12 protein-coding genes are annotated in these 13,401 nt (G+C 71.9%); 5 read left to right on the top strand and 7 right to left on the bottom strand.

The features are described 5' to 3' along the window. Both ACWDX9_RS11700 and ACWDX9_RS11695 read left to right on the top strand, forming a co-directional pair. Positions 1–233 (top strand): hypothetical protein (locus ACWDX9_RS11700; protein ID WP_449952044.1); only part of this gene is annotated, 233 nt, incomplete at its 5' end. Then, positions 230–709: a (2Fe-2S)-binding protein gene (locus ACWDX9_RS11695; RefSeq protein ID WP_449952041.1), complete on the top strand. Its 480-nt coding sequence runs from the start codon at positions 230–232 to the stop codon at positions 707–709. The genes ACWDX9_RS11700 and ACWDX9_RS11695, both read left to right, overlap by 4 nt. 36 nt (positions 710–745) lie before the next feature. On the opposite strand, the gene ACWDX9_RS11690 is transcribed toward ACWDX9_RS11695, so the two are convergent. After that, on the bottom strand, positions 746–1,411 hold the full coding sequence (locus ACWDX9_RS11690; protein ID WP_355194786.1) for a GntR family transcriptional regulator: 666 nt from the start codon (positions 1,409–1,411) through the stop codon (positions 746–748). Positions 1,412–1,531: 120 nt separating this feature from the next. On the opposite strand from ACWDX9_RS11690, the gene ACWDX9_RS11685 reads away from it, so the two are divergent. Both ACWDX9_RS11685 and ACWDX9_RS11680 read left to right on the top strand, forming a co-directional pair. Then, positions 1,532–2,839, top strand: a complete 1,308-nt coding sequence (locus ACWDX9_RS11685) for an MFS transporter (protein WP_449952037.1) — start codon at positions 1,532–1,534, stop codon at positions 2,837–2,839. A gap of 91 nt (positions 2,840–2,930) precedes the next feature. Then, positions 2,931–3,143, top strand: a complete 213-nt coding sequence (locus tag ACWDX9_RS11680) for a hypothetical protein (protein WP_449952034.1) — start codon at positions 2,931–2,933, stop codon at positions 3,141–3,143. A 46-nt stretch (positions 3,144–3,189) separates the two neighbouring features. Here ACWDX9_RS11680 and ACWDX9_RS11675 read toward each other — a convergent pair whose 3' ends face one another. The 4 genes from ACWDX9_RS11675 to ACWDX9_RS11660 form a co-directional block, all read right to left on the bottom strand. Continuing rightward, positions 3,190–5,133, bottom strand: a complete 1,944-nt coding sequence (locus tag ACWDX9_RS11675; RefSeq protein WP_449952031.1) for a class I SAM-dependent methyltransferase — start codon at positions 5,131–5,133, stop codon at positions 3,190–3,192. A 23-nt stretch (positions 5,134–5,156) separates the two neighbouring features. Further along, complete coding sequence (locus ACWDX9_RS11670; protein WP_449952029.1) at positions 5,157–6,161, bottom strand: enolase C-terminal domain-like protein; 1,005 nt, start codon at positions 6,159–6,161, stop codon at positions 5,157–5,159. Positions 6,162–6,172: 11 nt separating this feature from the next. Further along, complete coding sequence (locus ACWDX9_RS11665) at positions 6,173–7,546, bottom strand: MFS transporter (protein WP_449952026.1); 1,374 nt, start codon at positions 7,544–7,546, stop codon at positions 6,173–6,175. Between the two features lie 73 nt (positions 7,547–7,619). Further along, complete coding sequence (locus ACWDX9_RS11660) at positions 7,620–8,351, bottom strand: TetR/AcrR family transcriptional regulator (RefSeq protein WP_449952023.1); 732 nt, start codon at positions 8,349–8,351, stop codon at positions 7,620–7,622. A gap of 98 nt (positions 8,352–8,449) precedes the next feature. Here ACWDX9_RS11660 and ACWDX9_RS11655 point away from each other — a divergent pair, with 98 nt between their 5' ends. Continuing rightward, positions 8,450–9,895 (top strand): MFS transporter, encoded by a 1,446-nt coding sequence (locus ACWDX9_RS11655; RefSeq protein WP_449952020.1) that lies wholly within the window; start codon positions 8,450–8,452, stop codon positions 9,893–9,895. A gap of 42 nt (positions 9,896–9,937) precedes the next feature. On the opposite strand, the gene ACWDX9_RS11650 is transcribed toward ACWDX9_RS11655, so the two are convergent. Together ACWDX9_RS11650 and ACWDX9_RS11645 are read right to left on the bottom strand one after the other, a co-directional pair. Further along, a complete protein-coding gene (locus tag ACWDX9_RS11650) occupies positions 9,938–11,077 on the bottom strand; it encodes a VWA domain-containing protein (RefSeq protein WP_449952017.1) in 1,140 nt (379 codons plus the stop codon). After that, the gene (locus ACWDX9_RS11645; protein ID WP_449952014.1) at positions 11,074–13,362 is read right to left on the bottom strand and encodes a DUF5682 family protein; all 2,289 of its coding nucleotides are present in this window, start codon (positions 13,360–13,362) and stop codon (positions 11,074–11,076) included. The genes ACWDX9_RS11650 and ACWDX9_RS11645 overlap by 4 nt, the downstream gene beginning before the upstream one ends. Between the last annotated feature and the right edge of the window lie 39 nt (positions 13,363–13,401).

Raw genomic sequence — 13,401 nt, 5'->3', positions numbered from 1 at the left:
GCATGGGGCTCGCGATCGCGGCGGAGGTCCCCCTCCGCGCCGTGGGGGCCGTGGGGCTGATGACGGGCGAGCGGCCGGAGCAGGAGCTGTTCGCGGAGGCCGGAGCGCTGGCCGCCGCCGAGGCGGACCCGCCCGGAGCGCCGCACGCGCCGGCCGCCTACCTCAGGCACGCGCTGTCCACGCTCGTACGGCGCTGCCTCGCCCGGGCCGTCCACCACGCGGGGACTCCATGAACGTCCGCCTCACGGTCAACGGCCGGGCCCACCGGATCGACGTGGAGCCCCGGACCAGCCTCGCCGACGCGCTGCGCGACCGGCTGGGCCTCACCGGGACCACGTTGGGGTGCGAGCACGGGGTGTGCGGCTCGTGCACCGTGCTGGTGGACGGCACGGCCATCCGCTCCTGCCTGGCCCTGGCCGTACAGGTGGAGGGCGCCGACGTCCGCACCGTCGAGGGGCTGGCCGACGGCGACGAGCTGCACCCGCTGCAGGAGGCGTTCGCGGCCGAGCACGCGCTGCAGTGCGGCTTCTGCACCCCCGGCTTCCTCATGCTGCTCGCCGGCGCGCTGGCCGAGGAGCCGGAGCTGGACCGGGACGAACGGCGGCTCGACGCGGTGCTGGCCTCCAACCTGTGCCGCTGCACGGGGTACGCGGGCATCCGCCGCGCCGCCGCCCGCGCGGCGAAGAGCATGCGCGCGGACGGCGGCTGAAGCCCCCACCGAGGCCGCCCCGCGCGCCAGATCAGGTCAGGGTCCCAGCTGGAGGAAACGGTCGCGGGCGGCGGCGAGGTGGGCCCGCATGGCCTCGGAGGCGGCCTCCGCCCTGCCCGCCACGACGGCCTCGGCGATGCGGGCATGCTCGGCCAGCGTGGGGTCGCCGTCGCGCCGGCCCGCGTACTCGATGCGGAACAGGTGCAGGTGGCCGTGGGTGCGCCGGAGCGACTCCCGCAACGCGCCGCTGCCCGAGAGCTCGGCGATCAGGTCGTGGAAGCGGGCGTCGTGGTCGGCCAGGCCGTGGTAGTCCTCGTACCTGGTGCCCTGGGGAGCCTTCGGGACGCTGGCCAGCTCGGCCCGTACGCGCTCCCCCGCCTCGGCCGTCACCAGCTCGGCCGCGCGCCCGGCCGCCCACGGCTCCAGGAGCAGCCTGAGCTGGTAGAGGTCGGCGATCTGGCCGGGCGTGAGCAGGGGCGCCACGGAGTAGCCGCGCAGCGCCTCCTTGGTCAGCAGGCCCTCGGACTCCAGCGCGGACAGCACCTCGCGCACCGGCGTCTGGGAGACCTCGAGCAGCCTGGCGAGCGCGTAGATGTTGACGCGGACGCCGGGCTCCAGGTCGCCGTTCATGATCAGCCCCTTGACGCGCTCGTGGACGTCCTCGGTGAGAACGCTCCGCCGAGCCGCCGGCACGCGGCCCATCAGGCGCTTTTCGAGCTCACTGGCCAACCTTCACGCTCCGGTACTCGGGTCTTGACGGGCATCGTCCGATGTATGCAACATAGCGGAAATATCCAATAGGAAATATTACTGAGGATCGCGATGGCCACAACCCTCCGAACCACTGTCCGCGGCCGGTTGCGCTGGTACATGATCAGCTACGTCTTCGCCGGGCTCGTCATCAACTACCTGGACCGCGCGAGCCTGGGTGTTGCCCTGCCGTTCATGGGCGAGACGTTCAAGCTCTCCAAGACCGAGGAAGGCATGATCCTGGCGGCCTTCTTCTGGTCGTACGACTTCTTCCAGCTCGCCGCCGGCTGGTTCGTGGACCGGTACGGCCCACGCAGGACGTTCACGTTCGCCTCCGTGTGGTGGTCGCTGTTCACCTCTCTGACGGCGCTGGCCAGTAGCTTCGCGGCGCTGTTCGGCGTACGGCTGCTGCTCGGCATCGGCGAGAGTCCGGCCGCCACGACGAGCGCCAAGGTCGTGAGCCGGTGGTTCCCCCGGCACGAGCGGGCGCTGGCCACCGGGATCTGGGACTCCGGCTCACGCGTCGGAGGCGTCATCGCGCTGCCGGTGGTCACGGGGCTGATCGCGTGGCTGGGGTGGCGGTGGACGTTCGCGATCATCGGGGTGATCGGGCTGGCGTGGGCCGTCGGATGGTGGCGGACGTACCGGGATCCGCAGGACCACCCGAAGATCACGGAGGAGGAGCTGGCGTACCTGCGCGAGGGCGGGGCCCGCTTCGAGGGCGACGACGACGGGGACGCGGCCCGGATGCGCTGGCGCGACCTGTTCCGCTACCGCACGATCTGGGCGATGATGCTGGGCTTCTTCTGCCTCAACATGGTCGTCTACTTCTTCCTCACGTTCTTCCCGACCTATCTGGTGGAGGAGCGCGGCTTCAGCCTGCTGAAGCTCGGCCTGTTCGGGGCGCTGCCCGGCCTGGTGGCGATCAGCGCCGAGTGGCTGGGCGGCTGGCTGTCCGACCGCCGCATCGCCAGGGGCGACTCGCTCACGCGGGTCAGGAAGACGTTCATCGCGGGCGGGTTCCTGGTCTCGACGGTGATCGGCGTCGCGGTCTGGGTGCCGGAGGCGTGGATGGCGCTGGCCCTGCTCTCGGTCGCCTACGCCGGCTCGACGTTCGCCGCCTCCAACATCTGGGCGCTGCCCGCCGACGTCGCCCCGGCCGACCGGTACGTGGCCTCGATCGGCGGCATCCAGAACTTCGCCTCGAACTTCGCCGGCATCATCAGCCCCATCATGGTCGGCTTCCTGGCGGACAGGACGTCGTCGTTCGCCGTGCCCCTGACGGTGATCTCGTGCGTGGCCCTGCTGGGCGCCTTCACGTACGCGGTGATCCTGAAGCGGGTCGAGCCCATCGGCCTTCCTCGGCGAGCCGAACCGTAAAGATCCGCTCTTGCCCCTGTGGCGGCGCGGCCCTCCCCCGACCTGCCGTGATCTCCTGAGCGGTGTTCGAACCATCACTCAGGAGGTCCGCATGCGCCGACGCGCTCACCTGCTCGCCACCGCCGTCCTGTTCACCGCTCTCGGCTCGGCCGTCGCCCTAAGCTCCGCGAGCCTCATCCCGGGCGGCGAGTTCCACCCGATCAGCCAGCGCATCGTCAACTCCCTCGCCCTGGCGAACGGTTACGTCTCGACGCTGGACGCCATCCTGAGCGACTCCCTGGGCAGCCTCAACCTGGACGTCTGATCACGCGGGCCGGTGGAAGGTCGCCCGCCAGCGGTGACGCTCGCCGTCACGCAGGTCCTCGACCTTCCCGCTCTCCAGCCCGCCGGTCGCGAAGCCCCCCGATCTCGGACGGGGTCAGCGGCCACGGCGGCGCGAACACCGGCCCGCCCTCCTCCCGGCCCGACGCGATCACCAGCAGCGTGCCGCCGGGCCGGACGAACTCCGCGATCGCGGCGATGGCCCTGCCGTGCAGAGGCTCCGGCAGGGCCTGCACGGTCATGATCTCGACCACCAGGTCGAACGCGTGCCGCCACTCCGGGGGCGGCGCCAGCAGGTCGGCGACCTGGTAACGCACCTCGCTCCCGGGGAAGCGCTCCTGGGCGAGCCGGACGGCCGACTCGCTCACGTCGAACGCCACCGTCTCGTAGCCGAGGCCCGCCAGATGCTCGGCGTCGTCACCCAGCCCCGCGCCCACGACCAGCGCCCGCCCGTGGCCGGGGTGGGCCCACTCCGTCAGCAGGAAGTGCGGGGACCGCGAGTCCCACGGCACGATCGCGTCGCCACTGGCCGACTCGGCGTAGAGCCGCTCGAACCAGCCGGTCGGGTCGCCGTGCGCGAGCGACTCGGCGGCCAGCCTGCCGGCGTCGGCGTCCGCGTCCCGTCCCGTCATCAGTCCTCCCAGCAAGATCCCGTACGGCTCACCACGCTCCGCCCTGGCGGCCAGCTCCACCAGGCCGACCCGGTCCCCGAGGGGGCCGACCAGCTCGCGCTGGGCGAAGGTGTGCTCGTGCACATATCCCTTGCGCCGCAGCGCCACGTCGAACAGCGGGAGCAGCACGCAGACGCCGGGCGTGGGATGCGGGCAGGGCTGCTCCTTATGCCACCATTCAAGCTCATTTGCGCGCCCGGCGACCACGAGCTCGACGACGTCCAGGTCGGTGGCCTCCCGGCCGAGCAGCTTGGCCGCCGCCTCGAGCACGACCTCACGCTGGTGCGCGCCGACCCGCGCCCAGGCCTCCACGGGGAGGTCCGCCATGCGGAATGGCCTCATGCCCAGCGCGAACCCGCCCCGGCCGATCAGCTTGTGCGAGACGACCTTCCCGAGCCTGGTGGCCAGCTTGGGGGGCACCGTCGACATCACGCCCGAAGGCACCGGCATGAGCGACACCCCGTCACCGATCGGCTGAGCCGTGTCCCAGTCGATCGCCTCAGCCATGTCAGGAGGAGCGGGCGCGGGCCGGACGCGGGTCAGCAGCCCGTCCCTCTGGATCTTCCACAGGAAGCTCTCGTAAACGTCCGCGGCGCCGCCGCTGCCCGAGAACGGCGCGACGTAACGGGTCGCGTGCCAGCCGAAGGCGCCTGACAGCAGCCGCTCGGCCCGCTTACCGGCGGCGAAGCGCTCGCTCCCGACGATCGAGCGCGTCTCGGCCCAGTGCGACTCTCGCAACGACGCGGTCTCCTCACCCAGCCAGGCCCAGTCCGGATGGTGTGCCACGTACAGGTGGACGGCCCAGCGCTCGTGCCAGCGCCACCGCCTGGCGGCGAGCAGTTCCCCGACCATGAGCGTGTGCAGCTCCGCCTCATCCGCCGCCAGCAACAACGGCAGCCCCACCAGCAGGATCGGCTTGCCCCGCCTGGTCCGGCTCGCCCGCACCTCGGCCCAGGCGGACACGTGCACCTTGGGCACAGCGTCGAAGCCCGCGAGCCGCGCCGCGTCCGCGACCAGCTCGCGCAGCCGCGGCTGGTCATCCAGCGGCAGCGCGGGACAGCGCCACCGGAACCGGCGCCGCCATCGGTCCGTGGCGAAGGCGACCGCGCAGGCCCCGAGACCGAGGCTCACGAGGAGCACTCCCACGATGCTTCCGTCCTCCAGGCTGAGGAGCGTGCCCGCGACCCCGGCGCCGAGGATCGCCGCCAGCCCGATGAGGAGCTTCGCCCATTCAGGAAGGAAGCACGACAGGAAATTCTTTGTCAGCAGGATCCATAACATCTGCCACCGCGTCAGTCGCACGGCCTAATGATCGGGTAGGACCCTTACGCGTGGAAAGTGTCCTTCGCCAGCCTTCGCACCCGCGCCTCATCGATGTCATGCCCCAGCCCCGACTGGGTGAGCGGGACCGCGATGACGCCGGCGTTGGCGCCCACGATCGGCGTGACGATCTGGTTCTGGCGCGGCGGCTGCGTCACGTCGCACGGCAGCGTGCAGCCCGGCAGGCTCGCGACCGCCACCGTCGCCGCCCTGGCCAGCCCCGCGCCCTGGCCGCCCGCGCACTGGATGTCCAGGCCCGCCGCCGCGGCCCGGTCGTGCGCCCGGCGCGCCTCCGTCAGCGAGGGGAACGCGTTCGGCCGCAGCAGCAGCACCCTGGCGGCCCGCAAGGTCAGGTATTCGTCCAGCTGGGCAGTGGAGGCGACCTCGACCGCGACCGAGGCGGAGATCTGGTCCTGGAGCGAGGCGTGCGCGTAGACGTCGCCGACGGCGAAGGGCCGCTCGATGACCTCCAGCCCGTAGGAGTCGAGGGCGACGAGCTGGCCGAGGTCGGTGTAGGCGTTGCCGCAGTCGACGGCCAGGGTAAGCGCGGGGTACGTCTGGCGCACCGCCCGCACGGGCTCGACGTCCCAGCCGGGCCTGATGTCCAGCGTGACGTGGCCGTACCCGGCGCAGATCTGCTGGTTGACCCGGGCCACGAGGCTCTCCACGGACGGGTCGGGGGCCAGCCGGACGGTGGCCATCAGCGAGGTGCGGGTGCCGCCGATCGCCTCGGCGAGCGGCACCCCGCGCATCCTGGTCCACAGGTCCCAGCAGGCCATGTCGACCGCCGGGTCGCCGCTCGACACCGTGTCGGGGTGCTCCCAGTCGACGCCGATCAGCAGGGCGGCCAGCGTCTCCTCCAGCCTGGACCACGTCTTCGGCTGGGGGCCGATCGACTCGCCCCAGCCGGTCATGCCGCCGTGGTCGGTGAGTTTCACGAGCAGGGTCTCCGACTTCCTGCCGAACGGCAGGACAAGCCGGAAGACCTCAAGCTCCCGCACTCGCGGCATGTATCCCCCTTTTATGACGCGGCTCCCTCCATAGTGCCTGCTGTACGGGACTGGGCAAAACGGGGAGCCAGCAGAAAGGCCACGGCCGCGAGCACGGCGGTGAAGGACAGGCCGATCGCGTAGTTCTCGGCGGTGGCGGTGAACAGGGCGCCGCTGATCGCGACGGCCACCACGGTGAAGACCGACTCGCCCACGCCGACGGCCGCGCTGTTCTGGCCCTCCTCGCCCTCCTTGGACATCTCCAGCACCAGTACGGACACCGTCGGGTGCAGCGCGCCGATGCCGAGCCCGGCGATCGCCATGGCCACGAACGCGAGCGCGAGCGGCATGGAGTCGATGAGCACGAGCATCATCAGCGCGATGCCGACCGTGATCATGGCGGCCCCGCCGCGGATGGCGGTCAGGTGACTGATCGTGCCGCGACCCTTGATCCAGGAGCCGGTGGACCAGCCGAGGGCGCCGACGGTGAGCACGAGGCCCGCGCCGGTGGGGGTCAGGCCGCGCTCGTTGATCAGCATGAGCGGGATCAGCACCTCGGCGGCCGTCAGCGAGCCGAAGGCCAGGCCGCGCAGCACGGGCGCGGTCGGCAGGCCGGGGGCGGCCCTGAGCGAGCCGGGCAGCAGCAGCCTGGGCAGGGCCACGGCCAGCAGGACGATCCCCCCGAGGAGCAGGGGCAGACCGGCGAGCCCGAGCGCGCTGCCGTACTGGATCAGAGCGGCGGCCACGGCGGTCAGCGTGGCCCAGACGAGCTTGCGGCCGAGGCCGGGGGCGGGCGCGGCGATGCCGTCGCTCACCTCACGCCCCGCGGTGCCGCGCCAGAGCAGCAGCGCCGACGGGATGACGATCAAGGAGACGCCGATGAAGATCCACCGCCAGTCGATGTTCTGGGCCACGAACCCGGCGATGGCCGGACCGACCATGGACGGCACCACCCAGGCCGCCGAGAACAGGGCGAACACCTTGGGATGCATGGTTCCCGGATAGACCCGGGCGACCAGCACGTACAGCGATACCTGGATCAATCCCGCCCCGAGGCCCTGCACGAACCGGCCCGCGACGAACACCTCCATGTTCGGCGCGAACCCGGCCAGCAGCAGCCCGGCCACGAAGCCCGCCACGCCGACCGCCATCGGCTGCAGCGGGCCGCGCATGTCGCTCCACCGCCCGCCCAGGACCGTCGCGATCACGCTGGCCGCCAGGGTGGCGCTGAAGGCCAGGTTGTACAGGTGCATCCCGCCCAGCTCGCGGGCCACCACGGGCATCGCCGTGGCCACCGCCATCGCCTCGAAGGCCACCAGCATGACCAGCGCGACCAGCCCGATGCTGATCGCGCGGTACTGCGGCGACAGCACACCTGCCGCGGACCTCTCAACTGTCATCGTCATACCGGGCAAGGTATGGCGAACCCCCACGTCAGCACCTCCGGCGGGGGTCCTAGGCCGCTCTCGGCAATTGGGCCTAGGGCGTGCGGGGCATGCGGGCCTCGATGCCGTCGAGGAGCAGGTCGAGGCCGTACTGGAAGCGTTCCTCGCCGTCGTCGGCGATCAGGGCGTCCACGAACTTGGTGATGTGCGGGAACCGCGCCGCCGGCAGCGCCCGGTAGTAGCCGGCGATCTGACCGATGAAGGACTCGAAGTACTCCTGCGGGTCGCTGAGGCCGGCCGCGCGCATCCTGGTGAAGTGGACGGAGCCCTCGTACGCGTCGCTGACGACGTACAGGGAGATCCGGTCCATCGACAGGGACGCGTCCCTCGGCGACATGCCGGCCTCGATCAGCAGGCCGAAGACGAACTCGCCCATGCGGACCGAGTTCTCCCCCGTGGGGATGTTGGCCAGCGCCACCCGGGCCAGGTCGGCGTGTTTCTCCAGCACCCGGTGCACCTCCACCATGTACTCCCGCAGCTGCTCCTTCCAGCGGCCCGGATCGCGTTCGGGCAGCCGGATCTCGCTGAGCACCCGGTCGTAGACCAGCTCCAGCAGCTCGTCCTTGTTCGCCACGTGCGCGTAGAGGGAGGCGGGCCCCGTGTCGAACTCCTGGGCCACGCGTCTCATGCTCAGCGCGTCGAGCCCTTCGGCGTCAAGGATCCGCAGCCCGGCCTCGACGATCAGGTCCTGGCTGAGCTGCCGCCTCAGCTGGGCCGGTTTGCGCGACTTACGCCACGGGGGGAGCGGGACGTCCTCGGTTGCCATACGAACACTGTACTTGACACGAACAGTGTTCGCCACTAAAACAGTGTTCGTAGCGAACAGCGTTCGTTAATAGAACACCGTTTTTTAAGGAGCCCCCCATGACAGTCACCGCCTCAGCGGCGACGACCGAGACCCAGCCCTACCGCTGGCGCTGGGTCGCACTGTTCGTGATCCTGGCCGCCGAGGTCATGGATCTGCTCGACGCGCTCGTCACCACGATCGCCGCCCCCACGATCCAGAAGGAGCTGGGCGGCAGCGACAGCATCGTGCAGTGGCTCGGCGCCGGATACACCCTGGCCATGGCCGTCGGCCTGATCACCGGCGGGCGCCTCGGCGACCTGTTCGGCAGGAAGCGCATGTTCGTGATCGGCGCGCTGGGCTTCACCGCCGCCTCGCTGCTGTGCGGGGTCGCGATGAGCCCGGAGATGCTGATCGGGAGCCGGGTGCTGCAGGGCCTGTTCGGGGCCGTCATGCTCCCGCAGGGCCTGGGGCTGATCAAGGAGATGTTCCCGCCGGAGGACCTGGGCAAGGCTTTCGGCATGTTCGGCCCGGTCATGACGATCTCGTCCGTGGGCGGTCCCGTGCTGGCCGGCTGGCTGGTCGATGCCGACTTCTTCGGCACGGGCTGGCGCATGATCTTCCTGATCAACCTGCCGCTCGGCCTGGCCGCCGCGCTGGCCGGCATGCGTTTCCTGCCCGAGTACCGCCTCTCGAACGCCACCAGGCTCGACCTCGTCGGCGTCGTCCTCGTCTCCCTGGCCTCGTTCCTGCTGATCTACCCGCTCATCCAGGGCCGCGAGCTGGGCTGGCCCGTGTGGACGTTCGTGTCCATGGCGGCCTCGATCGTGATGTTCGCGATCTTCGCCCGGTACGAGTCCCGCCGCGCCAGGTCCGGCAAGGACCCGCTGGTCACGCCAGGGCTCTTCCGCAAGCGCGCCTTCACCGGCGGTCTGGTCGCCGGCCTGGCCTTCTTCTCCGGCATGATGGGCCTCGGCCTCGTCTTCAACCTCTACACCCAGCTCGGCCTCGGCTTCACGCCGCTCGAGGCCGGTCTCACCGGGCTGCCCCAGGCGCTCGGCGGCGTCGTCGGCTTCGGGCTGGCGATGTCCGGCCTGCAGGAGAAGCTGGGCCGCGGACTGCTGCAGATCGGCACCGCCGTCATGGCCGCGGGCGCGGCCGCGCTCGCCCTGACCATCCACCTGGCCGGAGTCGACGTCAGCGGCTGGCAGCTGGCTCCCAGCCTCGCCTTCGTCGGCATCGGGATGGGCCTGACCATGGCGCCGTTCTTCGACATCGTGCTCGCCGGCGTCGAGCCGCACGAGTCGGGGTCGGCCTCCGGCACCCTGACCGCGATCCAGCAGCTCGGCGGCGCGCTCGGCACCGCCGTGCTGGGGACGCTGTTCTTCAACCTGCTGGCGCGCCAGTGGAGCTTCGGCTCGTCGATGCAGGTCACCGTGTGGGTCGAGGTCGGGCTGCTGGCCCTGACGTTCGCCCTGTCCTACCTGCTGCCGCGCAAGGCCAGGCCGGGCGAGTCCGGCCACTGACGCCCCGTGGCGGGGCGCACGGTGAACCGGCCGCATGACGGCTCACACCGCGAGGTGACGCTCGGCCCACTGCGCGATGTCGCGCCGCTCGATCGCGGCCGCCATCAGGTCGGGGAAGGCGTCGGGCGTGCACGCGAAGGCGGGCACGCCCATCGCGGCCAGCGCGGCGGCGTTCTCGTGGTCGTAGAACGGCGCGCCCTCGTCGGAGAGCGCCAGCAGCACGATCACCTGGACGCCGGCCTGCGTCATCGCGGCCACCCGGCGCAGCATCTCCTCCCTGACGCCGCCCTCGTAGAGATCGCTGATCAGGATGAAGATCGAATCGGTGGGCCGCGTGATGAGGCCCTGGCAGTAGGCGATGGCCCGGTTGATGTCGGTGCCGCCCCCGAGCTGGGTGCCGAACAGCAGCTCCACCGGATCGTGCAGCTGGTCGGTGAGGTCCACCACCGCCGTGTCGAACACCACCAGCGACGTCTTGAGCGACCGCATCGAGGCCAGCACCGCCCCGAACACGCTCGAATAGACCACCGAGGCCGCCATCGACCCGCTCTGGTCGATGCAGAGCACCACCTCGCGCTGCACCGACCGCTGCCTGCGGGCGTAGCCGACGAGCCGCGAGGGGACGACGGTGTTCTTCTCCGGCAGGTAGTTCTTCAGATTGGCCCTGATCGTCCGGTCCCAGTCGATGTCGGCCACCCTCTTGGGGCGGTTCGTCCTGGCCGAACGGTCGAGCGCGCCGGTCACGGCGGCCCTGGTCTTCTGGGCCAGCCTGCGTTCGAGCTCGTCCACCACCTTGCGCACCACGGCCCTGGCCGACTCGCGGGCCTGGTCGGGCATGACGCGGTTGAGCGCGAGCAGCGTGCCGACGAGGTGCACGTCCGGCTCGACCGCCTCCAGCATCTCGGGCTCCAGGAGGAGCCTGGTGAGGTTGAGCTTCTCGATGGCGTCCTTCTGCATGACCTGGACGACCGTGGAGGGGAAGTACGTGCGGATGTCGCCGAGCCAGCGGGCCACGCGGGGCGCCGACGCGCCGAGCCCGCCCTCCCTGCCGCCCTGGTCGTAGACGGCCGACAGCGCGGCGTCCATCCGCGCGTCCAGGCCCTCCAGCCCGAGCCCGGTGCCGTCGGCGTCGCCGCCGCCCAGCACCAGCCGCCACCTGCGCAGGCGATCGTCGTCGGTCATCCGTCGTCCTTTCCGAGGATCGCGAGCACGGTCGCCACGGCCGCCGCCGCGCGCCGCTCGTCCACGTCCTGCCGCCCTTCCCGCGCGCCGCTCCCGGCCGAGCGGACGCGCTCCCCGATCGCCCTGCGCTCGGGCGTGGCGAACCCGCCGAACGTACGGCGCAGCAGCGGCAGCACGTCGGTGAACTGATCGCCGGACAGCCCCGTGAGCCATCCGTCCACCAGGCTCAGCAGCCGCGGATCGTGCACCAGCAGCAGCCCGCCGCCCGCCAGGAACCCCTCGACCCACGCCGCCGCCCTGACCGGGACCTGCCCCCTGGACATCGCCCTGGCCATGCGGTCGCCCGCGTCGTGGAGCTCCCCCGCGTCCAGCAGGATCCTGGTGAGCCGCCCCTCGATGAGCCCGTGCAGGTCATGCCGGTCGCTGACACCCCGCAGGGTGACCAGCCACCGGCTCCGCGGCGACACCTCGTCCCCGGCGCCCTCCGTCTCGAGGAGCGCGACGGCCGCGTGCACGGCGTCCACGTGTTTGAGCAGGCCGGCCGCCGCGTCGTCGTCCAGCCCGGTCACCGCGACCGGCAGCCCGACGCAGATCCGCTCCAGCATCGAACGGACGATCACCGCCAGCCCCTCGGCCGAGGTGCCGCGCACGTCGCCGTAGCGGTGGGCGCGCACCATCGCGGGCAGCGCCGCCATCAGGTGCGTCACGTCGGTGTCCAGCGCCGCCCTGGCCGACAGCGCCGCCAGCACCTCGGGCAGCGCCTGCGGCAGGTCGGCCAGCAGGCACTGCTCGACCAGCGAGGTCAGGTCAGCCAGGGCCGTCCGGTCCGTCGCGGCCAGGTCCCTGGCCCGCTGCGCCGCCGCCCCGGCCACGGTGGTGCCCAGCGCGGCCTGCTCGATGAGCGCCAGGTCGTGCTCGGGCCGCCACCGCAGCGTCCACGTCTCCCTGAACGTGCCCTTCCCCCGCGACTCGCCCAGCGCGCCCCAGTCGACGCCGAGCAGCCCGAGCCGGTGGAGCACATGGCTGCGGTCGAGGTCGAGCGGTTTGCGCAGGTCGAGGTCGATCTCGCGGTCGAGCGCCTCCGGCCTGAGCCGCAGCCGCCGCTGCTGATCGCGCAGGTCCCGCTGGAGCGGCACCATCGGGGTGCCGTCGGTGACCTGGCCGAGCCGGTCGCCGACGACCATGCGCCGCTGGATCAGCTCGACGGCCAGGTCGTCGCCCTCGCACAGCACGGCCCTGGCCGCCTCGGTGACCTCGCCGAGCCCGGCCAGGGGCCTGCCGCGCAGGGTGGCCAGGGTGTGCGCGAGGCGTACGGACTCGATGACGTGCGCGGACGACACGGCCAGCCCCTCGTCGCGCAGCACCGCGGCGGCCTCGGCCAGCCACCGCTCCACGGGCCGGTCGGGCGCGCCGAACAGGTGGTGGTACCAGCCGGGCGAGGTGATCCCCGCGCCGTAGCCGCTCCAGGAGGCCAGCCGCCCGTACGTCCACGGCACCCACGTCAGCTCGGCCTTCACCTTGGGCAGCCCGCGCAGGGTCGCGTTGTCCCTGGCGGCGGGCGGGAGCGGGCCGGTCAACGCCGGGACGTGCCAGGCCCCGCAGATCACCGCGATCCGCCCGTAGCCCTCCTTGAGGGCCGCGCGGAGGGTCTTGCGCATGTACGCCTCGCGCCTGGCCTCCCGCTCGTCCGGCTCGTAGCCCTCGCGTACGGCGGCCATGGCCTCGGCGATCACCTCGAAGGGGGTGTCGCCGCGGTGCTCGACGACGTCCTCCCACCAGCGTTCGGGGTCGTCGTATCCGGCGGCCGCGGCTAGCGAGCCGATGGGATCGGCCCGCAGGCCGGACGTTTCGGCCCGGCCTTCGTCCCCGGTCTCGCCCCGATCTTCGTCCCCGGTCTCGCCCCGGTCCTCATCCTCGGTCTGGCCCCGATCTTCGTCCTCGGCCAGCGAATGGGCCGCAGGGAGGTCGCAGAAGCGCACCGGGACGCCGGCCGCGGTGCCGTACAGGATGGCCTGCCATTCGGGCGAGAACGCGGCGAACGGCCAGAACGCGGCCCGCGCGGGCGCCCCCGGCACGTGGGCCAGCAGCGCGACGGGCGGCTCCAGCTCGGGCGCCAGCGTGACGAGCGGGTCGGCCTCGGGCGGGCCCTCGATGAGGATGGCGTCGGGGCGCAGGCGTTCGAGCTCCTGCCGCACGGCCCGCGCGGAGCCCGGCCCGTGGTGCCGCACGCCGAGCACCGAGACGATCGGCCCGCCCGCGCCGCCGGGGACCGGGAGGGCGCTCATGCGTCCTCCTTCGTCGGCCGCGTGAGCACTTCGCGACTG

It is taken from the genome of Nonomuraea sp. NPDC003201, from assembly GCF_053590415.1.
Note: the sequence above shows the minus strand (reverse complement) of the source record. Positions and strands in the feature narration are given on the sequence as shown.

What these genes read in the sequence shown, in the direction of transcription:
- ACWDX9_RS11650 (WP_449952017.1), bottom strand. Translation starts at nt 11,077, where the DNA reads ATGACCGACGACGATCGCCTGCGCAGGTGGCGGCTGGTGCTGGGCGGC.
- ACWDX9_RS11645 (WP_449952014.1), bottom strand. Translation starts at nt 13,362, where the DNA reads ATGAGCGCCCTCCCGGTCCCCGGCGGCGCGGGCGGGCCGATCGTCTCG.
- ACWDX9_RS11685 (WP_449952037.1), top strand. Translation starts at nt 1,532, where the DNA reads ATGGCCACAACCCTCCGAACCACTGTCCGCGGCCGGTTGCGCTGGTAC.
- ACWDX9_RS11670 (WP_449952029.1), bottom strand. Translation starts at nt 6,161, where the DNA reads ATGCCGCGAGTGCGGGAGCTTGAGGTCTTCCGGCTTGTCCTGCCGTTC.
- ACWDX9_RS11695 (WP_449952041.1), top strand. Translation starts at nt 230, where the DNA reads ATGAACGTCCGCCTCACGGTCAACGGCCGGGCCCACCGGATCGACGTG.
- ACWDX9_RS11665 (WP_449952026.1), bottom strand. Translation starts at nt 7,546, where the DNA reads ATGACGATGACAGTTGAGAGGTCCGCGGCAGGTGTGCTGTCGCCGCAG.
- ACWDX9_RS11655 (WP_449952020.1), top strand. Translation starts at nt 8,450, where the DNA reads ATGACAGTCACCGCCTCAGCGGCGACGACCGAGACCCAGCCCTACCGC.
- ACWDX9_RS11660 (WP_449952023.1), bottom strand. Translation starts at nt 8,351, where the DNA reads ATGGCAACCGAGGACGTCCCGCTCCCCCCGTGGCGTAAGTCGCGCAAA.
- ACWDX9_RS11680 (WP_449952034.1), top strand. Translation starts at nt 2,931, where the DNA reads ATGCGCCGACGCGCTCACCTGCTCGCCACCGCCGTCCTGTTCACCGCT.
- ACWDX9_RS11690 (WP_355194786.1), bottom strand. Translation starts at nt 1,411, where the DNA reads ATGGGCCGCGTGCCGGCGGCTCGGCGGAGCGTTCTCACCGAGGACGTC.